21 protein-coding genes and 1 pseudogene are annotated in these 25,710 nt (G+C 37.9%); 3 read left to right on the plus strand and 19 right to left on the minus strand.

Going from position 1 to position 25,710, the window contains the following annotated elements; translation table 11 throughout:
- Positions 1 to 4: 4 nt before the first annotated feature.
- Positions 5 to 1,714 carry an EAL domain-containing protein gene (locus ACAN52_RS02145; protein WP_378951503.1) on the plus strand — a complete coding sequence of 570 codons (1,710 nt, stop codon included), beginning with the start codon at positions 5 to 7 and terminating at the stop codon, positions 1,712 to 1,714.
- Between the two features lie 107 nt (positions 1,715 to 1,821).
- Here the strand turns inward: ACAN52_RS02145 and ACAN52_RS02150 are convergent, their stop codons facing one another.
- Genes ACAN52_RS02150 through ACAN52_RS02165 form a run of 4 tightly spaced genes read right to left on the minus strand, consistent with a single transcriptional unit; the run spans position 1,822 to position 5,354 of the window.
- Positions 1,822 to 3,084, minus strand: coding sequence for an aconitase/3-isopropylmalate dehydratase large subunit family protein (locus ACAN52_RS02150; protein WP_378951506.1), 1,263 nt, complete (start codon positions 3,082 to 3,084; stop codon positions 1,822 to 1,824).
- 26 nt (positions 3,085 to 3,110) lie between these two features.
- Positions 3,111 to 3,605 carry a 3-isopropylmalate dehydratase gene (locus ACAN52_RS02155; RefSeq protein WP_378951509.1) on the minus strand — a complete coding sequence of 165 codons (495 nt, stop codon included), beginning with the start codon at positions 3,603 to 3,605 and terminating at the stop codon, positions 3,111 to 3,113.
- Entirely contained in the window at positions 3,602 to 4,858 is a 1,257-nt protein-coding gene (locus ACAN52_RS02160; RefSeq protein WP_378951512.1) for a 3-isopropylmalate dehydratase large subunit, read from the minus strand. Before ACAN52_RS02160 ends, ACAN52_RS02155 begins: the two co-directional genes overlap by 4 nt.
- A 13-nt stretch (positions 4,859 to 4,871) precedes the next feature.
- Entirely contained in the window at positions 4,872 to 5,354 is a 483-nt protein-coding gene (locus tag ACAN52_RS02165; protein ID WP_378951515.1) for a 3-isopropylmalate dehydratase small subunit, read from the minus strand.
- A 189-nt stretch (positions 5,355 to 5,543) separates the two neighbouring features.
- On the opposite strand from ACAN52_RS02165, the gene ACAN52_RS02170 reads away from it, so the two are divergent.
- Positions 5,544 to 6,431: a LysR family transcriptional regulator gene (locus ACAN52_RS02170; protein WP_378951518.1), complete on the plus strand. Its 888-nt coding sequence runs from the start codon at positions 5,544 to 5,546 to the stop codon at positions 6,429 to 6,431.
- 268 nt (positions 6,432 to 6,699) lie between these two features.
- Positions 6,700 to 8,460, plus strand: a complete 1,761-nt coding sequence (locus ACAN52_RS02175) for a methyl-accepting chemotaxis protein (RefSeq protein ID WP_378951521.1) — start codon at positions 6,700 to 6,702, stop codon at positions 8,458 to 8,460.
- 94 nt (positions 8,461 to 8,554) lie between these two features.
- Here the strand turns inward: ACAN52_RS02175 and ACAN52_RS02180 are convergent, their stop codons facing one another.
- The 15 genes and pseudogenes from ACAN52_RS02180 to ACAN52_RS02250 all read right to left on the minus strand — a co-directional run bounded on the left by ACAN52_RS02180 (position 8,555) and on the right by ACAN52_RS02250 (position 25,435).
- Positions 8,555 to 9,430, minus strand: coding sequence for a sugar phosphate isomerase/epimerase family protein (locus ACAN52_RS02180; RefSeq protein ID WP_378951524.1), 876 nt, complete (start codon positions 9,428 to 9,430; stop codon positions 8,555 to 8,557).
- 54 nt (positions 9,431 to 9,484) lie between these two features.
- The gene (locus tag ACAN52_RS02185; RefSeq protein ID WP_378951527.1) at positions 9,485 to 10,858 is read right to left on the minus strand and encodes an MFS transporter; all 1,374 of its coding nucleotides are present in this window, start codon (positions 10,856 to 10,858) and stop codon (positions 9,485 to 9,487) included.
- 381 nt (positions 10,859 to 11,239) lie between these two features.
- The gene (locus tag ACAN52_RS02190; protein ID WP_378951530.1) at positions 11,240 to 11,908 is read right to left on the minus strand and encodes a GntR family transcriptional regulator; all 669 of its coding nucleotides are present in this window, start codon (positions 11,906 to 11,908) and stop codon (positions 11,240 to 11,242) included.
- Between the two features lie 403 nt (positions 11,909 to 12,311).
- Positions 12,312 to 12,785: pseudogene (locus ACAN52_RS02195) on the minus strand (sigma 54-interacting transcriptional regulator); the annotation flags it as partial.
- Positions 12,786 to 12,957: 172 nt separating this feature from the next.
- Positions 12,958 to 13,170, minus strand: coding sequence for a hypothetical protein (locus tag ACAN52_RS02200; RefSeq protein ID WP_378951533.1), 213 nt, complete (start codon positions 13,168 to 13,170; stop codon positions 12,958 to 12,960).
- A gap of 236 nt (positions 13,171 to 13,406) precedes the next feature.
- Positions 13,407 to 14,534 carry an MFS transporter gene (locus tag ACAN52_RS02205; protein WP_378951536.1) on the minus strand — a complete coding sequence of 376 codons (1,128 nt, stop codon included), beginning with the start codon at positions 14,532 to 14,534 and terminating at the stop codon, positions 13,407 to 13,409.
- Between the two features lie 37 nt (positions 14,535 to 14,571).
- Positions 14,572 to 15,741, minus strand: coding sequence for a glycerate kinase (locus ACAN52_RS02210; protein WP_378951540.1), 1,170 nt, complete (start codon positions 15,739 to 15,741; stop codon positions 14,572 to 14,574).
- Positions 15,742 to 15,878: 137 nt separating this feature from the next.
- Entirely contained in the window at positions 15,879 to 16,838 is a 960-nt protein-coding gene (locus tag ACAN52_RS02215) for a D-2-hydroxyacid dehydrogenase (protein ID WP_378951821.1), read from the minus strand.
- 20 nt (positions 16,839 to 16,858) lie between these two features.
- Positions 16,859 to 17,770, minus strand: coding sequence for a sugar phosphate isomerase/epimerase family protein (locus tag ACAN52_RS02220; protein ID WP_378951543.1), 912 nt, complete (start codon positions 17,768 to 17,770; stop codon positions 16,859 to 16,861).
- 42 nt (positions 17,771 to 17,812) lie between these two features.
- Positions 17,813 to 18,706, minus strand: a complete 894-nt coding sequence (gene dapA, locus ACAN52_RS02225) for a 4-hydroxy-tetrahydrodipicolinate synthase (RefSeq protein ID WP_378951546.1) — start codon at positions 18,704 to 18,706, stop codon at positions 17,813 to 17,815.
- 106 nt (positions 18,707 to 18,812) lie between these two features.
- The gene (locus tag ACAN52_RS02230; RefSeq protein WP_378951549.1) at positions 18,813 to 19,580 is read right to left on the minus strand and encodes an HpcH/HpaI aldolase/citrate lyase family protein; all 768 of its coding nucleotides are present in this window, start codon (positions 19,578 to 19,580) and stop codon (positions 18,813 to 18,815) included.
- A 239-nt stretch (positions 19,581 to 19,819) separates the two neighbouring features.
- Entirely contained in the window at positions 19,820 to 20,485 is a 666-nt protein-coding gene (locus tag ACAN52_RS02235) for a GntR family transcriptional regulator (RefSeq protein WP_378951552.1), read from the minus strand.
- 165 nt (positions 20,486 to 20,650) lie between these two features.
- Complete coding sequence (locus ACAN52_RS02240; RefSeq protein WP_378951555.1) at positions 20,651 to 21,826, minus strand: lactonase family protein; 1,176 nt, start codon at positions 21,824 to 21,826, stop codon at positions 20,651 to 20,653.
- 38 nt (positions 21,827 to 21,864) lie between these two features.
- Entirely contained in the window at positions 21,865 to 23,238 is a 1,374-nt protein-coding gene (locus ACAN52_RS02245; RefSeq protein ID WP_378951558.1) for an MFS transporter, read from the minus strand.
- A 205-nt stretch (positions 23,239 to 23,443) separates the two neighbouring features.
- Positions 23,444 to 25,435, minus strand: coding sequence for a methyl-accepting chemotaxis protein (locus tag ACAN52_RS02250; protein ID WP_378951561.1), 1,992 nt, complete (start codon positions 25,433 to 25,435; stop codon positions 23,444 to 23,446).
- Positions 25,436 to 25,710: the final 275 nt, after the last annotated feature.

A 25,710-nucleotide genomic window follows, 5' to 3' on the forward strand; every position in this document is an offset into this window, starting at 1 on the left:
AAATATGATCAAAGATACTCTCTGCATTTTAATTATTGATGATGATGATATTGATCGTCAAATCATTATTCGTGCCTTGAAATCTGCCAAAATAAAACACACTGTTTTGGAAGCATCAGATGAAGAAATGGGCCTTAGCCTGTTAATGGAGCATGCTGTTGATTTGATTTTTATTGATTATCAATTGCCGGGAAATGATGGATTAACAGTCCTACGGCGACTCAATAGCCGCGGAATCGTCATTCCTATTATCATGCTTACAGGTCATGGCGATGAAACCATCGCCGTTGAAGTGATGAAAGCCGGCGCTTATGATTATTGTCCTAAAAATAAGATCACTCCAGATTTTTTGCAAAAACTCATTCAGTATAGCCTCGAATGTTATGAATCTCGTCAAAAAATCCTACATGCTAAAGAACGAATTCATAAATTAGCTTATTATGACAGTTTAACAACCCTACCTAACCGTACCCTTTTTCACGAACATGTTACCCAACAGTTAAAGATTGCCTTACTCAATCAAGAAAAATTGGCTCTCATCTTTCTTGATATTGATCGTTTTAAATCAATTAACAACACTTGGGGACACTCCGTTGGCGACAGCTTACTCCAAGGAATTAGCTCACGTCTGCAAATGGCTCTTCCTGACCAATTCATTGCTCGCATGGGCGGTGATGAATTTATGGTATTGTTAACGAATGCCACCATTCAAAAGGCAGAAAAAATAGCAAGAACAATCCAAACCGTACTGGAACCAGTTTTTATCTATAACGACTACCGTTTCTATATTACCAGCAGTATTGGCATTGCCCTTTATCCTGATCATGGTAATCAAATGGATTTTTTAATGCGTAACGCAGACACCGCTATGTATACAGCAAAGAATTTAGGACGAAATAACTATCAAATTTATACCACTGACATTGGAATTGCTCTTGCTGAATCCATGTCATTAACCAATGAGCTACGTCCTGCTTTAGTTCATGATGAATTTTTATTGTACTACCAGCCAAAGGTGAGTATCAAAACAGGGCGCATTGTGGGTGCAGAGGCCCTAATTCGTTGGCGTAGTCCAAAATATGGTATGGTGGGACCTGACAAGTTTATTAAATTAGCCGAAGAAACAGGCTTTATCATTACATTAGGAAAATGGATTTTTACTACAGCATGTCAGCAACTTCATCAATGGCAAAAAAAACGAATTCCCATTGTTCCAATCGCTGTAAATTTTTCTCCTAAACAATTATTCCATGAGCAAGTTTCAACAATGATCAAATCTACCCTAAAGGCAACAGGTGTCGATGCTCATTATCTAGAAATTGAAATTACCGAAAGTGCGGCCATCGAAAACGAAATCTTCCTCCAATCCCTACTTCACGAACTGCGTGATATGGGTATTAAAATTGCCATTGATGATTTTGGTACAGGTTACTCCTCTCTTCACCATATTATTCAATATGCCGTTGATACATTAAAAATTGATAAAAGTTTTATCCAAAAAGCCACTAAGGAAAATAGCAAAACAAGGTTATTAGTCAGTACGATTATTACCATGGCACAAAATTTAGGACTTAGTGTAATCGCCGAAGGAGTAGAAACAGAAGAACAATTAGCGTTCTTACAGGAGCAAGGCTGCGATGAATTTCAAGGCTACTTATATAGTAAACCCCTCCCTGCTGACGAATTTATTCAATTACTTCTCAAGCAGGGATGAAAATTAGAAACCTCTCTATTAATCATGTAAAACAAGAGGACAGGGACTATATTTCATTTGTGAAACATAGTCCCTGTCCTCTTGTTTTACTTTATTTTAGCTTATTATTATGCTTTTACTAAATACTTTTTGGGATCAACAATCTTACCCTCCACTACTGCAGCAGCAACGGTTGCAGGTGAAGCAAGAAAGATTTCTGATTTTGGACCGCCCATGCGGCCTAAAAAATTACGATTATTTGTAGCAATGACTCGTTCTCCGTCAGAAACAATGCCGCCACTGCGCCCGCAACATAAACCGCATCCAGGAGGATTGACAATTGCTCCAGCTTCCACTAAAATTCCAATAATACCGTTTCGGGCAGCTTCAGCATAAATACTTTTACTAGCAGGAGTCACAATTAATTTCTTATATGGAGCCACTTTACGCCCCTTTAGAATGCGGGCTGCAATTTCTAAATCTTCCAGCCGACCATTTGTACAAGAGCCAATAAATCCTTGGTCAATAGTAGTACCAATAAGTTCTTCCACATCTTTGATATTATCAACGTTAGAAGGGCATGCCACAACAGCTTTAAACTGAGATGCATCATATTCGATTACTTTTTCATAGAAGGCATCTGGATCGCTTTTTAAATCTTGATATTCACTAGCATCCACTCCACTAAAAGCAAATGTCTTATCATCTGGCGCTATAACACCAGCCTTGGCTCCTGCTTCTACGGCCATATTACAAAGAGTCATTCTACCTGCAATACTTAAAGAATCAATTGTAGAACCACCAAACTCCATGGCTTTGTAAGTCGCACCATCAGCTCCAATATCGCCGAGAATCCTCAAAATAATATCTTTCGCATAGACACCTTCAGGTAATTCTCCATTGATAATAAACTTAATTGTCGGCGGAACCTTAAGCCATAATTGTCCCGTACCAAAAATAGCTGCCATTTCCGTATAACCAATACCAGTAGAAAAAGCACCTACTGCTCCATAAGTCGTCGTATGTGAATCCGTACCAAAAGCAACTTGCCCAGGAGTGACATAGCGAAGTTCAGGCATTAATTGATGACAAACTCCATCAACCCGGTGAACAGCCTGAATGCCTTGCTCAGCTGCAAATACATCCCCAATTTTGTGATGACGAGAATCTTCAATAAAACTCGTTGGTATCAGATGATCATAAACAAAAACGATCTTGTCTGGATTCCAGACTTTTTCAAAGCCCATTTCTCTAAATTTTTCAATGACAAAAGGGGCAAAGATATCGTGGACCATTACCCTGTCAACCTTTGCAATAATCAAATCCCCAGGTTTAATTGAATCTTTTCCAGTATTTTTCATTAATATTTTTTCAGTTAATGTATAACCCATATTCTTTCCTCCTTCCCTAATAATTTTTATTTACCATTTAGTTTTCTCATAAAAGGAACGAGCCCACCAGCTTCGACCATCTGTAATAAATCTTCAGGAATCGAAGCCACTTCAAATTCTTTTTCCTCAAATATAACCTGGCCTTTTTCCAGATTGACAGCAACCTGATCGCCTTCCGTACAGCAATCAGATAGCGCATCATTTTCTAGAAGCAACAAACCATTATTAAAAGCATTCCGATAAAAAATCCTAGCGTAGGATTTGGCAATCACACAACTTACCTTAAGAGCTGCCAATATTTCTGGAGCTTGCTCCCGGGAGGAACCACAGCCAAAATTTTTCCCTGCCACAATAATATCCCCAGGTTCAATCATTCCTGCCAGTTCTGGTCGAAGAGGATGAAAGGCATACTTTTTCATGGCCTCTACACTCTCAAGAGCGAGAAACTGAGTAGGGATAATAATATCTGTATCAATGTCGTCGCCTAATTTCCACACTTTCCCTGAAAATTGTTTTTTCATTCGATGAACCCCCTAGGATCAGTTATTTTTCCTGTAAGAGCAGAAGCCGCTACAGTCGCTGCCGAAGCAAGATATACACTAGATCCTGGATGTCCAGCTCTACCTTTAAAATTTCTAGTACCAGTGGAGATGAGAACTTCGCCTTCACCAATTACCCCCTGACAACTTCCCCAACATACACTACAATTGGCATTTAATACCATAGCGCCACTTTCAATGAAAATATCCATCAATCCTTCTTCTAATGCCTGCAAATAGACATCTTTCGAAGCAGGTGAAATGAGCAGCTTAACATAAGGAGCTATTTTTTTCCCTTTTAAGATTTGAGCTGCCACACGAAGTTCTTCAATCCGACCATTATTACAAGAACCAATAAATCCTTGATCAATTTTGACTTCGCCAATTTGGGTCACAGGAACTACGTCATCTACACAATGTGGTATGGCAACCATAGGTTCTACTTCAGCAAGATTATAGTGATAAGTCTCTTCATAGATGGCATCGTCATCACTCTTAAATAAATCCATTTCATTACGTCCCTTGGATTTAACATATTCAATAGCGATGTCATCAGGTTCAACAATACCACTTTTTGCCCCAGCTTCAACGGCCATATTACACAATACAACTCGATCATCAATGGTCAAATTTTTAACTGCTGGTCCAGCAAATTCCATCATTTTGTAGGTTGCACCATTGGCTCCAATATCACCAATCATTTTCAGAATCAAATCCCGGGCATACACACCCTGATTAAAATTCCCTTCCATCATAAACTTTAACGTTTCAGGAACCATGAGCCAAATTTCCCCAGTATGCATAACAGAGGTAAAATCCGTACAGCCTACACCTGTACCAAAAGCTCCCAGTCCACCATAAGAACAAGTATGAGAATCTGCAGCAATAATAAGTTGCCCTGGTACAACATAATCTTCAATCATAATTTGGTGGCAAACACCAGCCCCTTCATAAAAAGGAATGTTATGTTTTTGCGAAAATATTCGCATTTTTTTGTGTACTTCAGCAGTTTTGGCACTTTCCGAAGGTACATTATGGTCAATGATAAAAACTACTTTCTCAGGATCAAATACTTTTTCTGCCTTTAATTGTTTTTCAAAAATATCAATATTTAAATGGGTTGTACCATCATTACTCATACATAAATCAACTTTAGCATTAATAATTTCACCTGGTTTAACAAGATCCTTACCGCTAGCCTTTGCTAAAATCTTTTCGCCGATTGTCATTCCCATTATGAGATCCCCTTTACTTTTTATTTAAAAAACCAATTAAACCGCCTGCTTCTAAAATATTCATCACATGTTCAGGCAACTTCGTTGATGTAAATGTTTCATTGGATTTTAGACTAGAGATACTTCCTTGCTGAACGTCAATCTCCAGTGTATCCTGATTTTCTACACTTTCATATATCTCTTTACAGATGAGAACCGGTAATCCAATATTAATGGCATTTCTAAAGAAAATTCTTGCAAAAGATTTGGCTACAACAGCGCTTACACCAAGGGCTTTCAGAACTAGAGGAGCCTGTTCTCTTGAAGAACCTGAACCAAAGTTTTCTCCAGCAACAATGACGTCACCTTCATTTATTTTTGATGCAAATTCTCGATCTAAGGGCTCAAAGGTATATTGCTTCATTTCCTCAACTGTTGGTAAAAGTAAGTATTGGGACGGAATAATTTGATCCGTATCAACATCATTTCCGAACTTCCACACTTGGCCTTTCATCATGTGTATCATCTCTCTTTCTAATATAATTTGGTCATTTTTGTGAAACTCACTTAAAAGATTATATTCATTTTCTAATGCTACGCTATCTCACTTAACTTGATGCTCTTACATCTTCCTATCATTATAATTTTTCATCTGATATAATAATAATACCTATATATTATATTATCCATAACAAGGGGTTATATCATGAATAAAGATTTAGAACTTTACAAAATTTTTTATACTGTGGCCTTTTATAAAAATATTTCCCGTGCAGCTGAGGCTTTATTCATTAGCCAACCTGCTGTCAGCAAATCCATCAAAAACTTAGAAAATGCTCTTGAGGTTAAATTATTCTCTCGCAATTCAAAGGGAGTAACGTTAACGACAGAAGGGAAAATTTTTTATGAATACATTGAAAAAGCACTGACAATCATTGGCGATGGAGAAAAAACCTTAGCCGAATTAAAAAGTAAACAACAAGGCATGATTACAATTGGCGTGAGTACAACGCTGTGCAAGCATTTTCTTCTTCCTCATCTTAAACCTTTTATGAACCGTTATCCCAATATACAAGTAAAAATCATCAATAATACCACCTTTGCTACATTAAAGCACATTGACCAAGGAATCATCGACGTCGGGATTGTTGGTTGCCCATTTAGTCTGAGTTCTTACACATTTGTTAAACTCGCTGATATTCAAGATATCTTTGTCTCTGAACCAGAATATCTTAAAACTATCAACATCACAGAACCAAATGATATTTTCAAAAAATGTAAATTTATGTTATTAGAATCAGATAACATTACCCGCCAATATATTGATCAATTTTTCCTTGAAAATAATATTTTTATAAAGCCAGAAATTGAAATCAATACTATGGACTTCATTATTGAATTTGCCAAAATTGGTCTTGGCATCACTGTCGTCATTAAAAGTTTTATCGAAAAAGAACTGGCTGAAGGACGCCTGATTGAGATTCCTGTATCCCCACCCATTCCTCCACGGGGAGTTGGTATTATTCATGATAAAAATAAACCCTTATCAATCGCTGCAGAAACCTTTATTTCCTACTTTAAGGCGCTTACTTGAAAAACAGAAGTTTTTATGGCATTTTACCATATCTATCATTAAAATGTTACTATCGCATCAATAGGATTGTACATAAAAAAACGATTATAGAAGTTCCAACGATAAAACCCTAATAAACATCTTGTCAAAGACATGTACTACTGTTATAATCAAAACATGGAGATATTCTCCACCAGTGGACTTGAAATTATTTATTGTTGTGGCAATGTAGCCCGTGCGCGTTTACGCATGGGCTTTTTATTTTATACAAATAAGGAGTGAATGCATCATGAAACTTATGGCACGATTTCAATCGATTTATCCTTTAAAAGGCGTCAAGAGTTTGCAAAAATCTATTTCTACCAAGAGCTCCATCGGAAAAAAAATCTCAGGCGGCTTTAGCATCGTCATTGCCCTCGTTGTCATGATGAGTACATTCACCTACTTCACAGTCGCTGAGCTAAACGAATCCTCCCAACAACTAATGAAAGATAATCTTTATAAAATTCAACTTGTTGAAGAACTGACCATTGATGTTGCGAATACAGCAGCCGCAATGCGTGGCTTCATCATCACAGGCGCTCTTGCAGATGTGGCAACATTTGAAGAAGGCCGCAAATATGGCGATGATAAGATAAGTAAATTAGAGCAGTCTCTAACGACTGAAACGTCTCGTAATTTTTTAGCAACGCTAAAAAAGGAAAAGGCCGCTTATGATGATATTGCCATTAAAATCATCAATGCCAAACGAGCCAATAATATTGAGCAAGTTACAATCAGTATGAAACAAGCTGAACAACCCTATAATAATTCCATGTCGGCTGCCAAATATTTAATTGCATCAGTAAAAGAATATGTACGATCAGAAATGGAAGCCAACACCAATAAAACCACACAAGTACAACTTATCCTCGTCATCGTAAGTCTTTTAGTTATGGGTATCTCAATTGTAATCAGCATCTATATTAGTCGAGGTATTTCAAGACCCGCCAATATGATTGCTCAAGTTGCAGCAGAAATTGCTGATGGCAATCTCTCCTTAGATGATATCGTTGTAAAATCTTCCGATGAAATCGGTCAATTAGGAACTTCTTTTAATAAGATGAAGATAAACCTGCGTGAATTATTGTTAAAAGTTTCTATTTCAGCTCAACAAGTGGCCGCCTCTTCCCAGCAACTCACCGCTAGTGCCGATCATTCAGCTGAGGCTGCCAATCTAGTAACGTGTGCAATTTCAGACGTGGCACAAGGTGCTGAAATGCAGTTAATCGCTATCAGTAAGACCTCCCAAGGAGTACAGCAGATGTCAGATAGTATTCATCAGATCGCCAATAATGCCAATAGTGTTGCAGCAAAATCAGCGCAAGCTTCTGAAACTGCGACCTCTGGCGGGACCTCTGTCGCAGAAGCTGTCAGGCAGATGGCTCAAATTAAACATACTGTTATCACATCAGCTGAGGTTGTTGGCAAGCTCGGAGCTCACTCTAATGAAATTGGACAAATTATTGATACCATTTCAGGCATTGCTAGTCAAACGAATCTCTTAGCCTTAAATGCAGCGATCGAAGCTGCAAGAGCTGGGGAAAATGGTCGAGGTTTTGCCGTCGTTGCTGAGGAAGTGAGAAAGCTCGCTGAACAATCTCAAGGAGCCGCTAAGAAAATAGCGCAATTAATTGGAGAAATTCAAGGTGATACTCAAAAGGCGGTGATTGCGATGAAAGAGGGAACAAAGGAAGTCAACACGGGAGCTGAGCTAGTCGATATCGCGGGTAAAGCTTTTCAAGATATCGCCGTTTTGATTATCGAAGTATCAAATCAAGTCACAGAAATCTCAACTGCGATTGGGCAAATGGCTGGTGGTAGCCAACAAGTTGTTGCATCAGTAGACGAAATCGATTCTGTGAGCAAAAAAACATCAATGGAAGCTCAAACGGTATCGGCAGCAACCCAAGAACAATCTGCTTCCATGGAAGAAATCGCTGCATCCAGCCAAACTTTAGCCAAAATGTCCTCTGATCTACAAGAAGTGGTGAGCAAATTCCGCTTTTAAATCTTCATTTTATTTAAAAGTCAATTCATAGCAGCTATAGAAAAAACGAGCGATTGATGAATAAAATTCATCAATCGCTCGTTTTATGTATTTTTTATAAACTATGATTTAGATATGCAATACTCTTGCAATGATTGCTATAAATAATCTCCAGTGTATCGAGTGCAGGCAATTCAAGTGCTACATAGACTTTATTGTTTTTGTTAAGAAGATCTAAATAACGATTTAATGGCAAATCACTCTGACCAATAACTGGCTGAGGTTGACCATTTTGAGAGCTCTTTAAATGAGTATAATCAATTTTATCCACATGTTGTTCAAAAAATTCTTTAACTGCATTTGGATCATTGTCAACCCGTGACACTGTAAAGAAATTTGCCGTATCCAGTTGCCAGCCAACGTTGGCATCTACACCTTGTCTCCCAAATAATTCAGCAGTACCAAATGTTTGCACACCATCCCCTTGTAATCCTTCCCTAGCATTTTCAACGGAGAGTTTCAATCCAAACTTTTCTGCAATATCTCCTGCATCATTTAGATTCTGCACGAGTTTCCGAAAGTCATCCTCAGTCCAATATAATTTTTTCGCCTCATTTACAAATTCCGGCCCATTGGCGCCAGTCCTAATCATTTTAGGACCATCAAAAGCAAGACTATTACCAATCGCACGAGAAAGTACATCAAAGTAGGTAGGATCCATGGCCCCTACATTCACTGCATAAATAACCTCTACTTTTTTCTGACGAGCATAAATAGCCAAATCTGCACATTCACTCAAATTCAAATCAGCGGTTGGATCTCTTAATTCAATGAAAGAAAAGCCTTCTTTATTTGCAAAGTCAATCATCAATTTTATATTTATTGCAATGGGTGGAAGAAATTTTGCAAAATTAGCCGTCGTAAAACCAAACTTTAAATTAGGATATTTGCTGAGACGAATGTTTTTTTCTATTCCCTGTTCACTCATCATAATCCATCCCCTTTTTTGTTTTGCATTTGGGCCACTCATCTACAACAGAATGTTCTAAGCAGCTTCTTCAGCTTCTATAATCGGCTCATCAATGGTAGCAAGAATAGCTAAACATAATATTCCGCTACCAGCCATATAGAAAAATACACTATTCCAACTGTAAGCATCCAGTAGCATCCCAACAACCAAAGGAGCGCATGCACCACCGATTTGTCCTACGGTATTCACTATACCAAAGGCAACAGGATATGTGGACTTACTCGCTAATCCCATGGGATAAACAGAATATCCAGCAAAACCAATGCCGACCATTAGGCCAGCCATCAATAATGTTAACCCTAAATACAGTGCATTATTAGGTGCATAAATTAAGGCTACCATCATAAGAATTGTGCCAAAAGCACCAACCATCATCATTGGTTTACGCCTTTTGTCCAATATTTTATCTGAAATAAAGCCTCCCAGTAGATTTCCTAAGACAGCCCCCATGAATGGCGCTGATGCCAAGAAACCCATTTTAACTGATGCAAAGCCCTTTACATTCATCAAATAGGTTGGGATCCATGACATAAAGATATTACTGATGCCAATCATACAACCATAACCAATTGCTGTTCCAATCACATTCCATGATGTGAATACTTGACGGAGAGTTTCTAATCGCACAACATTCTTCGTCCGATTAAACTTATCAAGCCAGGTGAAATCATACTGTTTGCGAGTAACTGTTGCCTGCGTCCCTTTGATTATCGGCCCTTCTTCGCTACGAATATAATGACACTCTGCACCCGAACAAAACTTATTGTCTTCTGGAGAATTCGTAACCATTAACATCCACAGTATAGAAAAAAAGATTCCTGGAATAGCAAAAACATAAAAAATTTCTCGCCAACCCCACAATTCCACAATAACCACACATAAAGGTGGTACAATGACTGGACCTAACTTCGACGCTGCAATCCAAAGCCCTGTCGCTGTTCCCTTTTCTTTGGCAGGAAACCAGCGATTAATTATATTTGTACAACCAATGCCTAAAGGACCTTCAGAGAGTCCTAAACCCACACGGAAAATCTTCAACAGAAGTACAGATGAAGTTGTCCCCATTAAGCCAGTAAAGGCTGATGTAAGTATCATGAACATCGGGAATAATCGCCCAGTGATTTTATTACTTAATTTTTTATAAATTAGGCCCATGGGAATCTGCACGACACCATAAGCAAAAGAGAATAAACTAATAATAGCTCCAGCTTCAGTATTAGAAATACCATATTCTTTTTTCATGTACGGTAATGCAATGCCTAAATTTGCACGATCAGCACAAGCGATCGCCCAAATGACAAAAATCAGTCCCATAACGACCCAACGATAGTTGGTTTTTTTCCCTATGGATTCTTTCGTTTTTTCAAGAAGTTCTACAGATTGTGACACACTTGATCCTCCTCTTATATTCCGATTACTACATCTGATCAGCAACAGCCTTCTCTGATTGCAACTCATCTCCCATAGATGAATCATTCCACCTCCTTTTTATTCGACATAATGAAGAAATTAATCAGCACCATACTTTATCAGCCTAATCCATTCATGGTGCTAGAGATAGACATCGTCTTTTTTTTGCACGCTATCGAAGATTAATTTTTGATATCTGGTATCTGATATATCACATTATTTATTTTTATTTTATCATAATATTTAAACGTGTCAATATTTTTCACACTATTTGCTTATCTGAGAAGAAAATTGGCTTCCACAAAACTTTTAAATGCAGGCAGAAGCCTTCGCCCTTCTTATTATTCAATCACCCTTCTCTTACAATTGTTGCTTTCCATCAAGAACGAACCGAGTACTGCGATGAATATGCATGCGAACTGCATTCTCGGCTCCATCAGGATCTCTCATGATGATTTTCTCATAAATTAGATGGTGTTCATGGAAAGCACGGTCTAATTCATCGAAATTTGATAATATTTTATTTCTAGGACCAAGATCAAACGACCGAATGGCTTCAATTTGTTTACATACATAGTTATTTTTTGCAAAAATTCTGATTAACTTATGGAATTGAGTATTCATTTCAAGAACTTTTTCAGAGTTCCTCTCTTTAGTATACAATTCCATTTCCTTAATGACTTGACCCAACTGAAGAATCTCATCCTCATCAATCTTAGTGGCTGCCAATCGAGCCGCCACGCCTTCAATGGCAGAACGAACCAGGTTAATTTCTTCAATTGAAATCATTACATCATTTGAAACAAAGGCACCGACTCTAGGCCGAGTGATCACAAGTCCTTCTTGCTCGAGATGCCGCAATGCTTCTTTTAAAGGAGTCGTACTTATCATAAATTGCTGTGCGAGTTGTCTTTCATTTAAATGGAATCCTGGTTTATACTCGCCCATTAGAATTGCTTCTTTCAGCTTTTCATAAACAACATCTCTGACTGAGCGAGTCTGAGATGTAATATCCATTGTATTTTCCATGTATGAGTCACCATTCCTTTGATCTGTTGATATTTTATATATCATTCTTCTTATTTTATCATAAGATATCAATAAATGAAATTGATAGCCACACCTCTTGCAATAATTCCAACTCCGTCTATCACAGCACCAATAGCTGATTAACAAATTTTCATGCTGCAATACCAAAATTTAAACACTCTACCTTATCCTCCTCTCCAACATCTTACACTACATATAAAGAATCATTGCCTTTCTTACATTACTCATGCATTTTCCATGCCATAATATCAATCAGCAGTATTTTTTTTTAATATTCACTATTGCGCCTTGATGCAGCTCATTCAAAATTCATTGTCAACCATTAACTTTCATAAACAGCAACCCTCTTCCTATGACCAAACAACAAAACGTTACAAGTTGAACCAAGACGCATTACAGCCTTTTCCTGCAAAACTCTTAGCAGCCTCGATTGCAAAGGCAAGGGCATTTCACCAATTTCATCTAAAAAGATCGTTCCCCCATGAGCTAACTCAAACAATCCAACTTTGCCACCTTTTTTCGTACCGGTAAATGCCCCTTCTTCATATCCAAACATTTCACTTTCAAGTAAATTTTGTGGAAGAGCTGCACAGTTGACTGCGACAAAGGGTCCTAATTTTCGTTTGCTCAGATTATGAATGCTTTGTGCTAGCATCTCCTTACCTGTACCTGACTCACCAGTAATCAATACTGTAGAATCAGTTTTAGCAAACTTTTGCCTTCTAGTTTTTAAACTTTCTATCTTTTGAGAAGAACCAATAAATTGGTCCAGTGTCATTTTGGCAACCCAGCCTTTACTTTGTAGCTTTTGCTTAATATTTCGCTCAAGCATCTCCAATCGATTAACATCTTCAAAGATTGTTGCACTTGTAGACTTATCAGCCATCGTGGCTTCATCAATGGCTGGCTCTGTCATCCCATTTATTTTTTAACTTGTTCCATTGTGTTACGCCGAAGCAATGCCAGAGCTTCCGCTTCTGTGATTGCTTTATATACAGCATTTTTATCTGACTCGATCAGTATTCCTTTTATACCGAGTTCAATCGCAATACCAGCAGCACTAGCTCCCCTAGGATAACAGTCGTACCCATCTCAATTGCTTTTTTGATTACTTCATACATGCTCTCTATTTCATCTTCGATCAGAAGTTGCTGAATGGAAACTCCCAGCAATTCACCAGCTTTCTCACACTCGTAGACAATACCAGGAAAAGGGGCCATAATCGTAATCTTTATCTTCATGTTTCTTTTTCCTTTCGATCATGTATCATCTCACAATCAATCTTTTTAAAGAAAAAAATTGATTATGACCAAATCATTTCTCTTGTTGAGATATTTTCCCCTTTGATTACAATATACTTTCGATCTTATGAAAATTAACCCCTTTTTAGCTATGGATCATAGATAAAAAGAAATAATCATACCTTGTACAAATTAGGTATGATTATTTCTTATCAGCCAGCTCTTGAAAGAGAATCCTACTGATTATCATCAGACTGCGTTATTAGTTTTTTATAAAAGAAAAAATGATATAAAACCATATATAATGCAGTATATAATCCCGCCACATAAAATATCGTTTCATAGCTCCATATATCAGCAATAATACCCATCCCGATCGCCCCAATCGCAAAGCCTAAATCCACAGCCATGGTAAAGAAACCAAAAGCCGTAGCGCGATTTGCAGCCTGAACATGAGCTCCAACAATGGTCGCTAATGCTGGGAATGCCAAACCATACCCCGCACCGATTGCGATTCCATTTAGCGCCAACACCCACATATTAGAAAAGCATGCCGTGATGATCATACAACTCATAAAAATTAATAGAATATATTCTGCTAAACGCTGGGGCGTTAGTAAAATACAAAGTTGCTTTACCCAAATTCTCGAAAAAACAACTGCGATTGCATAAGCAATATAGAAAGGGTGAATTTCACTTACCCCTTTACTTAACAATAATAATGGCCAAAATGTCATCATACTAGCAAAACACATATTAATCGCGAATAAAGTAAGCGTCGGAATATAAACCCCTGACTCTCTAATAACCTGTAGTAAAGACAAAGAATCTTCGACCACAAGTTTTGTTTTGAGTACTGGATTTTTAGGAAAAAGTATAAAGGATAAGATGGTCGCAATCGCTCCAGCCGCTACGACTAAATTAAAATCACCAATCTGATAGAGCCAATTTGCTGATCCTGCTGCAACTCCTACACCAAGCATGGTAAATAGAGTGTAGATGGCAACAACTTCTGTCATATACTGTTCATCATGCATCAACGTCGCCATAGTCAGAGAAGCACCCGAATAAACTGAAATACCTACACCATGTAAAAAACGAGAGAGCGTTGCACTCACGATGGTCGTACTGTAAGAATAAGTAACAATCGCCAAAGTTGATACGACAATACCAACACTCAAAATAGGCTTACTGCCATAACGATCGGCTAATTTGCCACAGAAAACTCGAAATAAAACAGAACCGATGGAAAAAGCACCGATTGCAATACCAATCTGATGATCGCTCATCCCGAGTGTATGATAGTAGATTGGCAAAATAGGAAGAAAGAAATTATTACTCATCCAAAAAAATAGATTCGCCAATAATAAGCCAATAAATTCTTTCGTATAAATAGTATTTTTAACTATTTTCCTTACCTCCCTTATTTAGTTCAATTTCCATCCCTTTTCTTATAATGCGGCAAAGTCGTTCTGTCGCTGTTTGAATCAACTCAGGTGTCTTGTTCACATAATCACCTACATTCATCGGTGAAGGAATAATGCTCATTAGTCCAGCAATTCCAGATGAGTATACCTCTTCATATCGTTCACCTAAGCTGCCTGATATGCAAAAAGTAGGAACATGATACTGCTCAACAAGACGAGCTATCTTTACGGGTGCTTTACCGCAGACCGTTTGATAATCAGTACATCCTTCACCTGTGATGATAAAGTTGGCATCCTTGGCAATCTCAGAAAAGCGTATAATTTCTAGTACAATATCAACGCCGACCAGCAGTTGAGCATTCGTAAAAAGCAACAATCCAGCTCCCAATCCTCCTGCTGCTCCTGCTCCTGGATATTCGATCACATCTTTACCTGTAGTCTTTTTAGCAATGGCAGCAAATTTTTCAAGAGCTGCATCTAGTTCAACTATCATTTCTGTCGTAGCACCTTTTTGTGGACCATATACATTCGACGCTCCCCGCGGACCACATAAAGGATTATCAACATCACAGACTACGATTATGGTAGTCTCTGCTAATCGGGTATCCATTTGACTTATATCAATTGTCGTCAATTGTTGCAAGGCCGCTCCACCACTCGGCAAGGAATTACCAACTGCATCTAAAAATTTCACTCCTAAAGCACAAGCCATTCCCATCCCGCCATCATTAGTTGCACTATCACCAATTCCAATAATCAATTTACGTATTCCTCGATCGAGGGCTGCTTTTATTAATTCTCCTGTTCCAAAGGTTGTGGTAATGCGTGGATTGCGTTTTTCTCGGGGTACTAAGGGCAATCCCGATGCCGCAGCCATTTCAATGACAGCGGTTTCACCATCCCCAAGTATACCCCAATAGGTTTCTATTGGTTTCCCTAATGGCCCAAAGACATTTTCTCTAATAATTTGACCGCCAGTGGCGACAATAAAAGCTTGAATCGTGCCTTCACCACCATCAGCGATTGGCATTTTAATCACTTCTGCATTAGGAAAAACAGATAATACACCTTGCTCCATAACTTTTGCTACAGCGACAGCCGATATGCTTTTCTTAAAAGAAGTAGGAGCCACAACAATACGCATCTTTTCACACATCCTTTATTAATCCGTAATAATCGTAAGAATAGATTTAAGAATGAGAGTATGGAAATTATTCCCACACTCTCATTCTTATCATTTCTTAATCATTTTTCATTTTTGTTTTTGTGGCAATCACAATTTTATTTGTTCACAATATTAACTGGTGTATTATCTAAGAATTTTGCTAGATTATCAACAGCAATATCCATGAGCCGTGATCTAGATTCTTTAGGAGCCCAAGCAATATGAGGAGTAATGATGCAATTTTTAGCAGTCAGTAGTGGGTTATCCCCTTTAATCGGTTCTGTTGATACAACGTCAACTGCAGCTGCATATACTTTTCCACTATTAAGGGCTTCCGCTAAATCTTCTTCTACAATCAAAGGACCACGGGATGTATTAATGATGATAACTCCATCTTTCATTTTAGCAATATTGTCTTTGTTGACGATACCTTTTGTACTATCAAATAATGGACAATGCAAAGAAATCACATCAGAATTTGCCAAGAGTTCATCAAGGCTTACATATTGCAAAGTATCACTTTTTAAGGATTCAATTTCATAAGAATCAAAGGCCAATACTTTCATCCCTAAGGCCTGAGCTATTTTAGCCGTACCTTGACCAATTCTGCCAAATCCGATAATACCAAGTGTTTTTCCAGCAAGTTCAATGAGTGGATAGTTCCAGTAGCACCAGTCAGCGCAATTTGTCCAATCCCCATTCATGACACTTTTACTATGTTCACCGATATGGTGACAAACTTCTAGCAGAAGAGCTATGGTAATTTGAGACACAGCTGTCGTACCGTACGTAGGAATATTGGCTACAAGTATCCCTTTACTTTTAGCGGTATCCACGTCAACTACGTTATACCCAGTTGCCAATACGCCAATAAATTTTATTCCAGGACAAGCGGCGAATACGGCTTGATCGATTACGGTTTTATTTGTAAATACAATTTCAGCATCGCCAATTCTTTCAATGGTTTGATCAGCAGGTGTTCTGTCATATACAACAACATCACCTAAGGCTTTAAGACCATCCCAACTTAAGTCTCCAGGATTTAAAGTATAACCATCTAATACAACTATTTTCATCATAACATCTCCTTCAATTTTTAAAGTTTAGCCCACGCTAGATTTAAAGCACGTTTTGCATTTGCAACGACTAGATCAGGATCTTCATCACCCCAAGGTTTAACTTCAAAACTCACGATGGGACAATTTTTTTCGCTAATAAACCCAATATCCATGAGTACGCGTAAGAAATGAACGATTTCATCTACACCGACTACACCATTAGGGAAACCAAAACGAGGATGTAAATCGCCATAACCTTCCATTGTAGGATCTTGAATGACACAATTGGCAATATGAGCATGAACAATATAATCTTTTATTGGCAATATGGCTTCTTCGATGGTTTCATGGAGCTGCATAATGTGGCTTAAATCAACCATCAAACCAAAATTATCATATTCAGCTCGAATGACTTGCGCAAAACGTTTCGCAAGGGCTGCAGGACCAATTAATGATTTCTTATCAAAATCATAGTCAAAGACTTCAAGGATAATTTTTATATTCCCTTTTGCTTTTGCATAAGCACAAAGTTCTTTTGTTGATTTGACTAAAGCATCAAAAGCTGCTTCTTTTTTATCTTCTTCATATTTTCCAGAAAGAAACGCACATCCAACAGCGCCTAATTCATAAGCTTCATCAACACCTTCTTTGAGGGAAGCCAGCGCTTCAAGACGGATATTTTCATCAAGGGAGTTAATGTTTAAACCTGTAGTCAAATGTCTGGGTTGGCAGCCATATCCCACTGTTAAACCAGCGGTTTTGGTCATCTGAGCAACTTGTTTTCTAGTGTCCTTGTCCTTAATCCAAGTCACTTCAATGGCATCAAAGTAATCATCGCTAGCAATCTTTTTAGTCGCTTCCAGTATGGGACCTTCGCCTTTTATTGTAGAAGGATACGCCATAAAATTTACAATTCCAACTTTCATGTATTTCTTCATTGATTCAATCATTAACAGATACCTCCATTTTTTTATATTATAGAACGTCTTTGCCTATTTGATTAAATTCATCTTGGTTAAAATATTTTTTAATGTCAGCATGTTAGCTTCTGAGCAACTGGTATTGGGTTTAATGGGTTCACCAGCCTGAAAGCCAATGAGATTCATCGCATCTTTGGTCACCACTGGCCAGCTGCCAAGCCCCATAGCCACCCGCAATGGGGCCAATTCATATTGAGCTTCCAGCGATCCTTGGATATCGCCAGCCATAAATTTATTATAAATTTCCACCACTAACTTAGGAGCAATATTGGCAGTAGCGGCAACACATCCTACACCGCCATAGACTAGAGTACCAAGTATCATCGTGTCCCTGCCAGCCATGACTTTAAAACCTTTATCCCGGGTCCTGCGAATGTACTCAGAAGTCAAAGTTAAGTCACCACTACTGTCTTTGGCTCCTACGATATTCGGAATATCTGCTAAACGTTCAATAAGATTTGCTGAGATATTGGCTTTCAATCGGTCAGGATTATTATAAATCAGTATCGGTAATGATGTTGCCTCTGCAATGCTTGCAAAATGCTGATATAACTCTTCATCATTAGGGCTAATAAACATCGGAGGCAGGACCGTAATGGCTTGAGCACCTGTATCTTCTGCCATACGGGCAAGCTTAATGGATTCTTTCGTCGTAATTGCAGCAATTCCTGCATAGACAGGAACTCGTCCTTTCACTTGATCGACTGCAATTTCGATCACGCGTTTTTGTTCATGAGCGTCAAGACCATAAAACTCACCATTGCTACCAAGGGCAAAGACGCCATGTACACCACCTGTGATTACATGTTCGATGATTTGTCGAAAAACACTTTCTACTACCTCATTATTTGCATCTACAGGAGTTACGACTGGCGGTATAACACCTTTGATAAAGCTAATGTCCACTCTAGCACCATCTCCTCATTACTAAAGATTGATTACCTGATTTCATCTAGGCTATATAGAATGCATTAAGTCATTTGATAATCCGATTTAACTCGGCGTGTATGCTTTATTTTTTAAGTTTAGCGAGACCAGCCTTCGCACCGTTCATCAGATGCACTACATCATTCGACCATAAATTCAAGCTCATACCTTTATCCATCCAAGATAAAATTGCATCAGCAGATGTCAAGTGAGTTCCAGAATATTTGCCGCGTTGTTTGGCTGACAAAATCACATGGTCAATGGCAGCGATAAAATCTGGATGATCAAATTGTCCAAGAATCCCCATACTTTGCGATAAATCATTAGGACCCATAAACGCTGCATCAATACCTTCGATGTCGAGCATTTTGCCGACATTCTCCACACCTTTGAGCGACTCAATTTGCACCATAAGCACTGTTTCTTTATTAGCTTTCTTCATATACTCCACTGCATTCCCCACATTTTCAAATCCAGTATGAGGGCGCAGCAGAGATACTCCGCGATTGCCTAAAGGTGCATATTTTGAGTATTCAACCAATAATTGTGCTTGTTCAGCGGTTTCTGTATTCGGTAATAAAAGACCTGCCGCCCCCATTTCCATATATTTCAATACAACTTCGCGTTTGATTTCAGGAATACGAACAATTCCAGGAATCCCAGCTTCCCGAGCAACTGCAAGTATCGTAGCTACTGAACTATAATTGTAAGCCCCATGTTCACAATCAATAATAAAATAATCAAATCCACAGACTTTCAAAATTTTTGCAATTTCTGGACTATCGAAAACTGTGATCATGGTTCCCATGATATTTTCACCATTTTTTAAACGGACTTTCAGATTGTTGCTCATCATCATTACCCCTTTATTCTTTATATGTTAGATTGAAAATCACTTACTTTTCAAGCATTATTCAATATAAATTTTTCTTTTTTACTATTGATCAACTTCTGATATAGAAAATTATGCTTAAAATAACTGGGTATTATTTTTTCTGATATCTGATATATCAATTGTGATATAATTAATTTTATCACAATCTTTTTCTATGTCAACATGATTCGCAATATTTAGTTCTTTTACTAGAAAAATTACGATTTACTGCCTTTAAATACAAACTGAGTACTTCGATGAATGTGTGCCCGAACTGCATTTTCTGCGCCATCAGGATCTCGCTTACTGATCATTTTATAAATAAGCTCATGTTCTTTATATGCTCGATCTAATTCATCAAAATTTGATAAGGTTTTATTTCTAGGAGCTAAGTCAAAGGAACGTATCGCTTCGATTTGCTTTGATACATAATTATTTTTTGCAAAAATTGTAATTAATTTATGAAAATTTAAATTTACTTCCAAAGCTTTTTCGGAATTTCGTTCTCGCCGATAATGCTCCATTTCTTTTAATACTTGCCCTAATTGAAGAATCTCATCTTCAGCAATTTTAATCGCTGCTAATCGAGCAGCTACGCCTTCTATGGCTGAGCGTATGGAATTGATTTCTTCAATCGAAGCCATCACATCATTTGAAACAAAAGAACCGACTCTCGGGCGAGTTACAACCAGTCCCTCTTGTTCGAGACGCCGTAATGCCTCTTTCAAAGGAGTGGTACTGATCATAAATTCTCCTGCAAGCTGCCTTTCATTCAAATGAAATCCTGGTTTGTAGGTTCCCATTAAAATTGCTTCTTTTAGTTTTTCATATACAACATCTCGGACTGATCGAGTCTTAGAATTAATATCCATCGCAAATTCCATATATAAGTCATCCTTCCTACGAACCTATTGATATTTTATATATCACCGATCTATTTTATCATAAAATTCCAATAGATCAAATTAAGAACTTTTATATACGGAATTTGCTCTCATAGAACTATCTTTCTTTTGATTAATGATAAAAAAGCTTTGCAATACCGTATTTTATCGAAAAACAATACATGTTGGCGATCCAGTCTTAATGACTTGACCCGTTGGTATTAATGTACCTTTCAATGAATTTATACGAAAGATTACAATGTTATCACTATTTTGGTTAGCCGCATAAAGATTTTGCCCCAATGGATCGAGTGCAAAAAACCGTGGTCCTTTGCCTTGGGTCGATACCCACTCAATAGGAGTCAGAGTACCTGTCACCTGATCTATGGAAAAAACTCCAATATTACTAGGTCCTCGATTGGCTCCATAGAGAAATTTTCCTGATGGTGCAATCATGATTTCGGAAGCAGCACTGTTTCCGACAAATGCTGTTGATAACGTTGGCATCACTTGAATGGGCTGTAACTTACCACCCTTATCATCAAATTGATACGTTGTAATCGTAGAGTCTAACCCATTAATAACATATTGATAAGATTTAGTTGGATGGAAAGCGAAATGACGTGGTCCTGCACCCGAACGTGTTGCCATTGAAGGAGGATCATTCGCAATCAATTTTCCTCTAATTTGATCTAGGCTATATACAAAGATCTTATCTAAACCTACATCAGATACTAAAACAAAATGACCTGAGGGATCGAAGGAAACTTGATGTGGATGAGAACTAGCCTGTTCTGCTCGATTGGGTCCCATCTTACCAGGTAAATCTACCAAATCACTGAAATCTGCAAGAGATCCATCGATATTGATAGGAAGAACGGTTATATTGCCAGAGGTATTATTCGCAACAAGGAGAAATCGTCCACTTGGATCAACAGTTAAATGAACTGAATTCTTACCACCGGTTGCTTGTTGATTTAATAATGTTAATTGACCACTTTCTTGGTCAATGGCAAAGGCGCTAACAACAGTACCATCTCCATGAGCTGCATAGAGAAAATGTCCTTCATGATCCAGTGCTAAAAATGCTGGATTAAAGCCGTCTACTGATTGAATACTTTTCCACTCACCGGACGTTGAATCAATACGATAGACTTCAATTCCTTTACCATGTCCATCTCGTTCTTTAGCTGTATAAGAACCAACATAAGCAAATTTTGGTGTTTGTATGTTCAAGTTTTTTCCTTGTTGACTCTTCATCACTTCTTGAGCACTTACTGGAATGATCATACTGATGAATAAGAACATAAGAATCATGACTTTTATGCATTTTCTAAACATCCATTTTGCCTCCGCACATAAATTAATCCAATAGCCAATTAAGCAACTTTCTCTTGATCTACTCTAGGTTCATCTACCGTGGCAAGAGCCCCTAAGCATAATAATCCACTGCCGGCCATATAGAAAAATACACTATTCCAGCTATAAGCATCGAGTAACATTCCGACAAATAAGGGAGCGCATGCACCACCGATTTGCCCAACACTATTTACAATACCAAAAGCAACGGGATAGGTCGCTTTACTCGCTAGCCCCATAGGATAAACAGAATATCCTGCAAAGCCGATACCGACCATTAAACCAGCCATCAGCAGAGTAAAACCTAAATACACGGCATTATTAGGTGCATAAATCAGAGCAACCATCATCATGATTGTACCAAAAGCACCAAGCATCATCATGGGTTTACGCCGTTTATCGAGAATTTTATCTGAGATATAACCTCCAAGCAAATTCCCGAGGACAGACCCCATAAAGGGTGCTGATGCCAAGAAACCCATTTTTATAGATGCAAATCCTTTTACAGTCATTAAGTAAGTAGGTATCCATGACATAAATATATTACTGATGCCAATCATGCAACCATAACCAATGGCAACCCCCAAAACATTCCATGAAAAAAACACTTGGCGAATGGTTTCCAGTTGTACAACTTTCTTCGTACGATTGAATTTATCAAGCCAACCTAAATTATAGGATTTACGGACTGTTACCTCCTTCTCTTCTCCTAATATAGGTCCTTCTTCATTACGAATATAATGGCATTCAGCCCCTGAACAAAACTTATTATCTTCTGGGGAATTAGTCACTAAAAACATCCAAAGGATTGAAAAGAATATTCCTGGAATAGCAAAAACGTAGAATATTTCCCGCCATCCCCACAATTCAATAATCACAACACATAGTGGAGGTACAATCAATGGACCCAATTTAGATGCTGCAATCCAAAGTCCTGTCGCTGTCCCTTTTTCCTTCGCAGGAAACCAACGATTAATGATATTGGTACAACCAATACCCAAAGGACCTTCAGAAACACCTAAACCGATACGAAAAAATTTCAGTAAAAATACGGATGAAGTCGTCCCCATCAAACCAGTAAATAGAGACGTAAAGAGCATAAATATCGGAAATAATCGTCCAGTCATTTTGTTGCTCAATCGTTTGTAAATAAGTCCCATGGGAATTTGAACTACACCGTAAGCAAAAGAAAATAGACTAATAATAGCTCCTGCTTCAGTATTTGTAATATGATATTCTTTCTTCATAAAAGGTAATGCAATCCCCAAATTAGCTCGATCAGCACAGGCAATGGCCCAAATAACAAAAATCAGTGCCATGACCACCCAACGATAATTAGTTTTTTTCCCTAGAGATATTGTCGTTTTGTCAATGATTTCTGCGGGTTGTGACATACATAATCCTCCTCATTATTCATATTGATGATTCCAATCAACCGACTTGGTCCTCCCACGCCTTTAAAGTATCATAATAAAATACCGTTTTTGATATCTGATATATCAGATATCCTTGTTTTTTATTTTATCACAATATTTTGTTCTGTCAATATTATTCTGAATATTTATTATTAATTAAACAATCTAATAAAGACTAGTTTATCTACACCTTGAAATTTTCGACCGCTGATTGAAGTTCTGATGAAGCTTGAGCCAACTCTTGACTAGAAGAAGCGATCTCTTGCATGGATGCTGACTGTTCCTCTGTGGCAGCCAAGACACTTTGCCCTTTCAAAGCATTCTCCTTGCTGACTTGATCAATTTTCGCCACAGATGAAACAAGATTTTGACTCCCCATTGCAATTTGGTCGATAGATTGCGTAATGTTATGAATTTGGTCGACTAAGCAACTTACTGCATCTGCAATGCCTTGGAATGTATCGCCTGCCACTTCCACTACATGAATGCCAACCGTTACACCCTCACTACTAGCCTTAGTCGCTGCAATAACTTTTGTCATGTCAACTTCATTTTTTTGAATAAGAGCAGCAATTTTCTGGGCAGCTTGGTTAGATTCTTCTGCTAATTTTCGGACTTCCTCAGCTACTACAGCAAATCCTCTTCCTGCTTCTCCTGCCCGGGCAGCCTCAATAGCAGCATTTAAAGCCAACAGATTAGTTTGTCCTGCAATGGAAGAAATCAAGGTGACAATTTCACCGATCTCTTGAGATCCTTTGTCAAGCTCACCAATTGTTCTTTGCACAGTCTGAGATCCTTCACCAATGATCTTCATCTGTTCCATTGTTTTATGAATGGTTTTGCGTCCCTCTTCAGAAGAGTGAGATGTTCCTCTCGCGATATCCTCGATCTGCTTACTCGTGTCTGCAATTTGTTTGATACTTGTTGACATAGCTCCTACAATGATCGACATATCATGTAATGCCTCCACCTGCCGGTCAGACCCATTAGTCATCTGACTAATGGATTCAGTTACTTGAATAGCAGTGCTTGCTGATTGTTGAGCACTTGCCGTTAATTCTTCACTCGATTTTGCAACGATTTCAGCTCGTGACTGTACTTTAGTGACCAAGTTTTGCAGTTTAGTAGACATGGATTTAAATGTTTCTGCCAGTTGGCCAATTTCATTCTTAGAAGGAATATTAATTTCTCTTTTTCGTAGATCACCTTCTGCCATCATGAGTGCTTCATCTCTCAGCCTTCCTATTGGTCCAGTGATTCCATTCGTAATCCAAAAAGCTGTTAATCCTGCAAGAATTACTGCAAGACATCCCCCTCCAATGACGATCCAAATCGTCATCTTCGCTGTATCATAAATTTCTTTCATCGGTTGATGAATCAATACACCCCAGTGATAATTGAGGACAGGTGCAAAAGAAGTAATGGAATTTTCGCCATTACTAGAGGCCCCTTGCATATATCCTCCTTGTCCTGCTATAACCTTCTCAACATACTCATATTTCAGAAAATTTTCACTTTCCAAAATCCTATTTTCATTTGGGGTTGCTAGAACAGTCCCTTTCTGATCAACGATATCAATATATCCATTATTGCCAATCTTAGTTTGCTTAGAAATCTGCACAAAGGACTTCATACTTAAATCTGCATTTACAATTCCAATCACTTTACCACTCTCATCTTTGATTGGAACAGAAAGCCAAACGACAGGAAGTTTTGATGCTTGAGAAATTTTACCTTCAGAAATATAAGACTGTCCTTTCATCGCAGTTTGAAAGTATTCTCGATCGCCGCGAAAAGCCAACTTTGCCATTGGATATCTCGCCAATTGCATTCCATTGGGCGTAATCACTCCAATTGCTTCGAACTGAGGATTATGTTTCGCTGTTTCTTCCAAAAATTTATTAATTGCTATAGGATCTAGGGATTTAACTGTCGGAGAGCCTGCTACAGTTTTGATTAAACCTTGAGAATTCCCAATAAATAAATTAATTTGCTCTGCTACATTTTTCGACATGGATAAATTATTTTGCCCTGTTGTCTCTTTGGTAGAGTTTATTGTCATATAAGTGCTAATGATTCCCAAAATGCAAACTGGGAAAAAGGCAAATAAAATAAAAAACATGATTAATTTAGTTTTTAGGGTTTGACTAAAGTTTCGTTTTACTGTCTGTAACATAAATTTTATCCACTCACTTTTTAACAATTATATTGGACGTTACTGGTCACTTATGAATGTCACAAATTGACCTCCTTTTATTTACTTACAATGGGTAAATGATCACGTCGATTACATACCTTGCAACAGTTTTAAATTCTCATTGATATATCAGATATCACATTGTTCATTTTAACATATTGTTCTAGTATGTCAACATTATTCTGAATATTTATTTTTTGTACTATAATTATTCCTTTTCACAAGTAGAACCTCTCATCAAATGATAAGAGGTT

Origin of the sequence: Pelosinus sp. sgz500959 (assembly GCF_042610375.1) — a bacterium.
In the GTDB taxonomy this organism is placed as follows: domain Bacteria; phylum Bacillota; class Negativicutes; order DSM-13327; family DSM-13327; genus CTSoil-075.

Excerpts from the sequence above, each read along its gene's own strand:
- ACAN52_RS02145 (WP_378951503.1), top strand. The coding sequence starts at position 5 with ATGATCAAAGATACTCTCTGCATTTTAATTATTGATGATGATGATATT.
- ACAN52_RS02150 (WP_378951506.1), bottom strand. The coding sequence starts at position 3,084 with ATGGGTTATACATTAACTGAAAAAATATTAATGAAAAATACTGGAAAA.
- ACAN52_RS02155 (WP_378951509.1), bottom strand. The coding sequence starts at position 3,605 with ATGAAAAAACAATTTTCAGGGAAAGTGTGGAAATTAGGCGACGACATT.
- ACAN52_RS02160 (WP_378951512.1), bottom strand. The coding sequence starts at position 4,858 with ATGGGAATGACAATCGGCGAAAAGATTTTAGCAAAGGCTAGCGGTAAG.
- ACAN52_RS02165 (WP_378951515.1), bottom strand. The coding sequence starts at position 5,354 with ATGATGAAAGGCCAAGTGTGGAAGTTCGGAAATGATGTTGATACGGAT.
- ACAN52_RS02170 (WP_378951518.1), top strand. The coding sequence starts at position 5,544 with ATGAATAAAGATTTAGAACTTTACAAAATTTTTTATACTGTGGCCTTT.
- ACAN52_RS02175 (WP_378951521.1), top strand. The coding sequence starts at position 6,700 with ATGAAACTTATGGCACGATTTCAATCGATTTATCCTTTAAAAGGCGTC.
- ACAN52_RS02180 (WP_378951524.1), bottom strand. The coding sequence starts at position 9,430 with ATGATGAGTGAACAGGGAATAGAAAAAAACATTCGTCTCAGCAAATAT.
- ACAN52_RS02190 (WP_378951530.1), bottom strand. The coding sequence starts at position 11,908 with ATGGAAAATACAATGGATATTACATCTCAGACTCGCTCAGTCAGAGAT.
- ACAN52_RS02200 (WP_378951533.1), bottom strand. The coding sequence starts at position 13,170 with ATGAAGATAAAGATTACGATTATGGCCCCTTTTCCTGGTATTGTCTAC.
- ACAN52_RS02210 (WP_378951540.1), bottom strand. The coding sequence starts at position 15,741 with ATGCGTATTGTTGTGGCTCCTACTTCTTTTAAGAAAAGCATATCGGCT.
- ACAN52_RS02215 (WP_378951821.1), bottom strand. The coding sequence starts at position 16,838 with ATGAAAATAGTTGTATTAGATGGTTATACTTTAAATCCTGGAGACTTA.
- ACAN52_RS02220 (WP_378951543.1), bottom strand. The coding sequence starts at position 17,770 with ATGATTGAATCAATGAAGAAATACATGAAAGTTGGAATTGTAAATTTT.
- ACAN52_RS02230 (WP_378951549.1), bottom strand. The coding sequence starts at position 19,580 with ATGAGCAACAATCTGAAAGTCCGTTTAAAAAATGGTGAAAATATCATG.
- ACAN52_RS02235 (WP_378951552.1), bottom strand. The coding sequence starts at position 20,485 with ATGGAATTTGCGATGGATATTAATTCTAAGACTCGATCAGTCCGAGAT.
- ACAN52_RS02240 (WP_378951555.1), bottom strand. The coding sequence starts at position 21,826 with ATGTTTAGAAAATGCATAAAAGTCATGATTCTTATGTTCTTATTCATC.
- ACAN52_RS02245 (WP_378951558.1), bottom strand. The coding sequence starts at position 23,238 with ATGTCACAACCCGCAGAAATCATTGACAAAACGACAATATCTCTAGGG.
- ACAN52_RS02250 (WP_378951561.1), bottom strand. The coding sequence starts at position 25,435 with ATGTTACAGACAGTAAAACGAAACTTTAGTCAAACCCTAAAAACTAAA.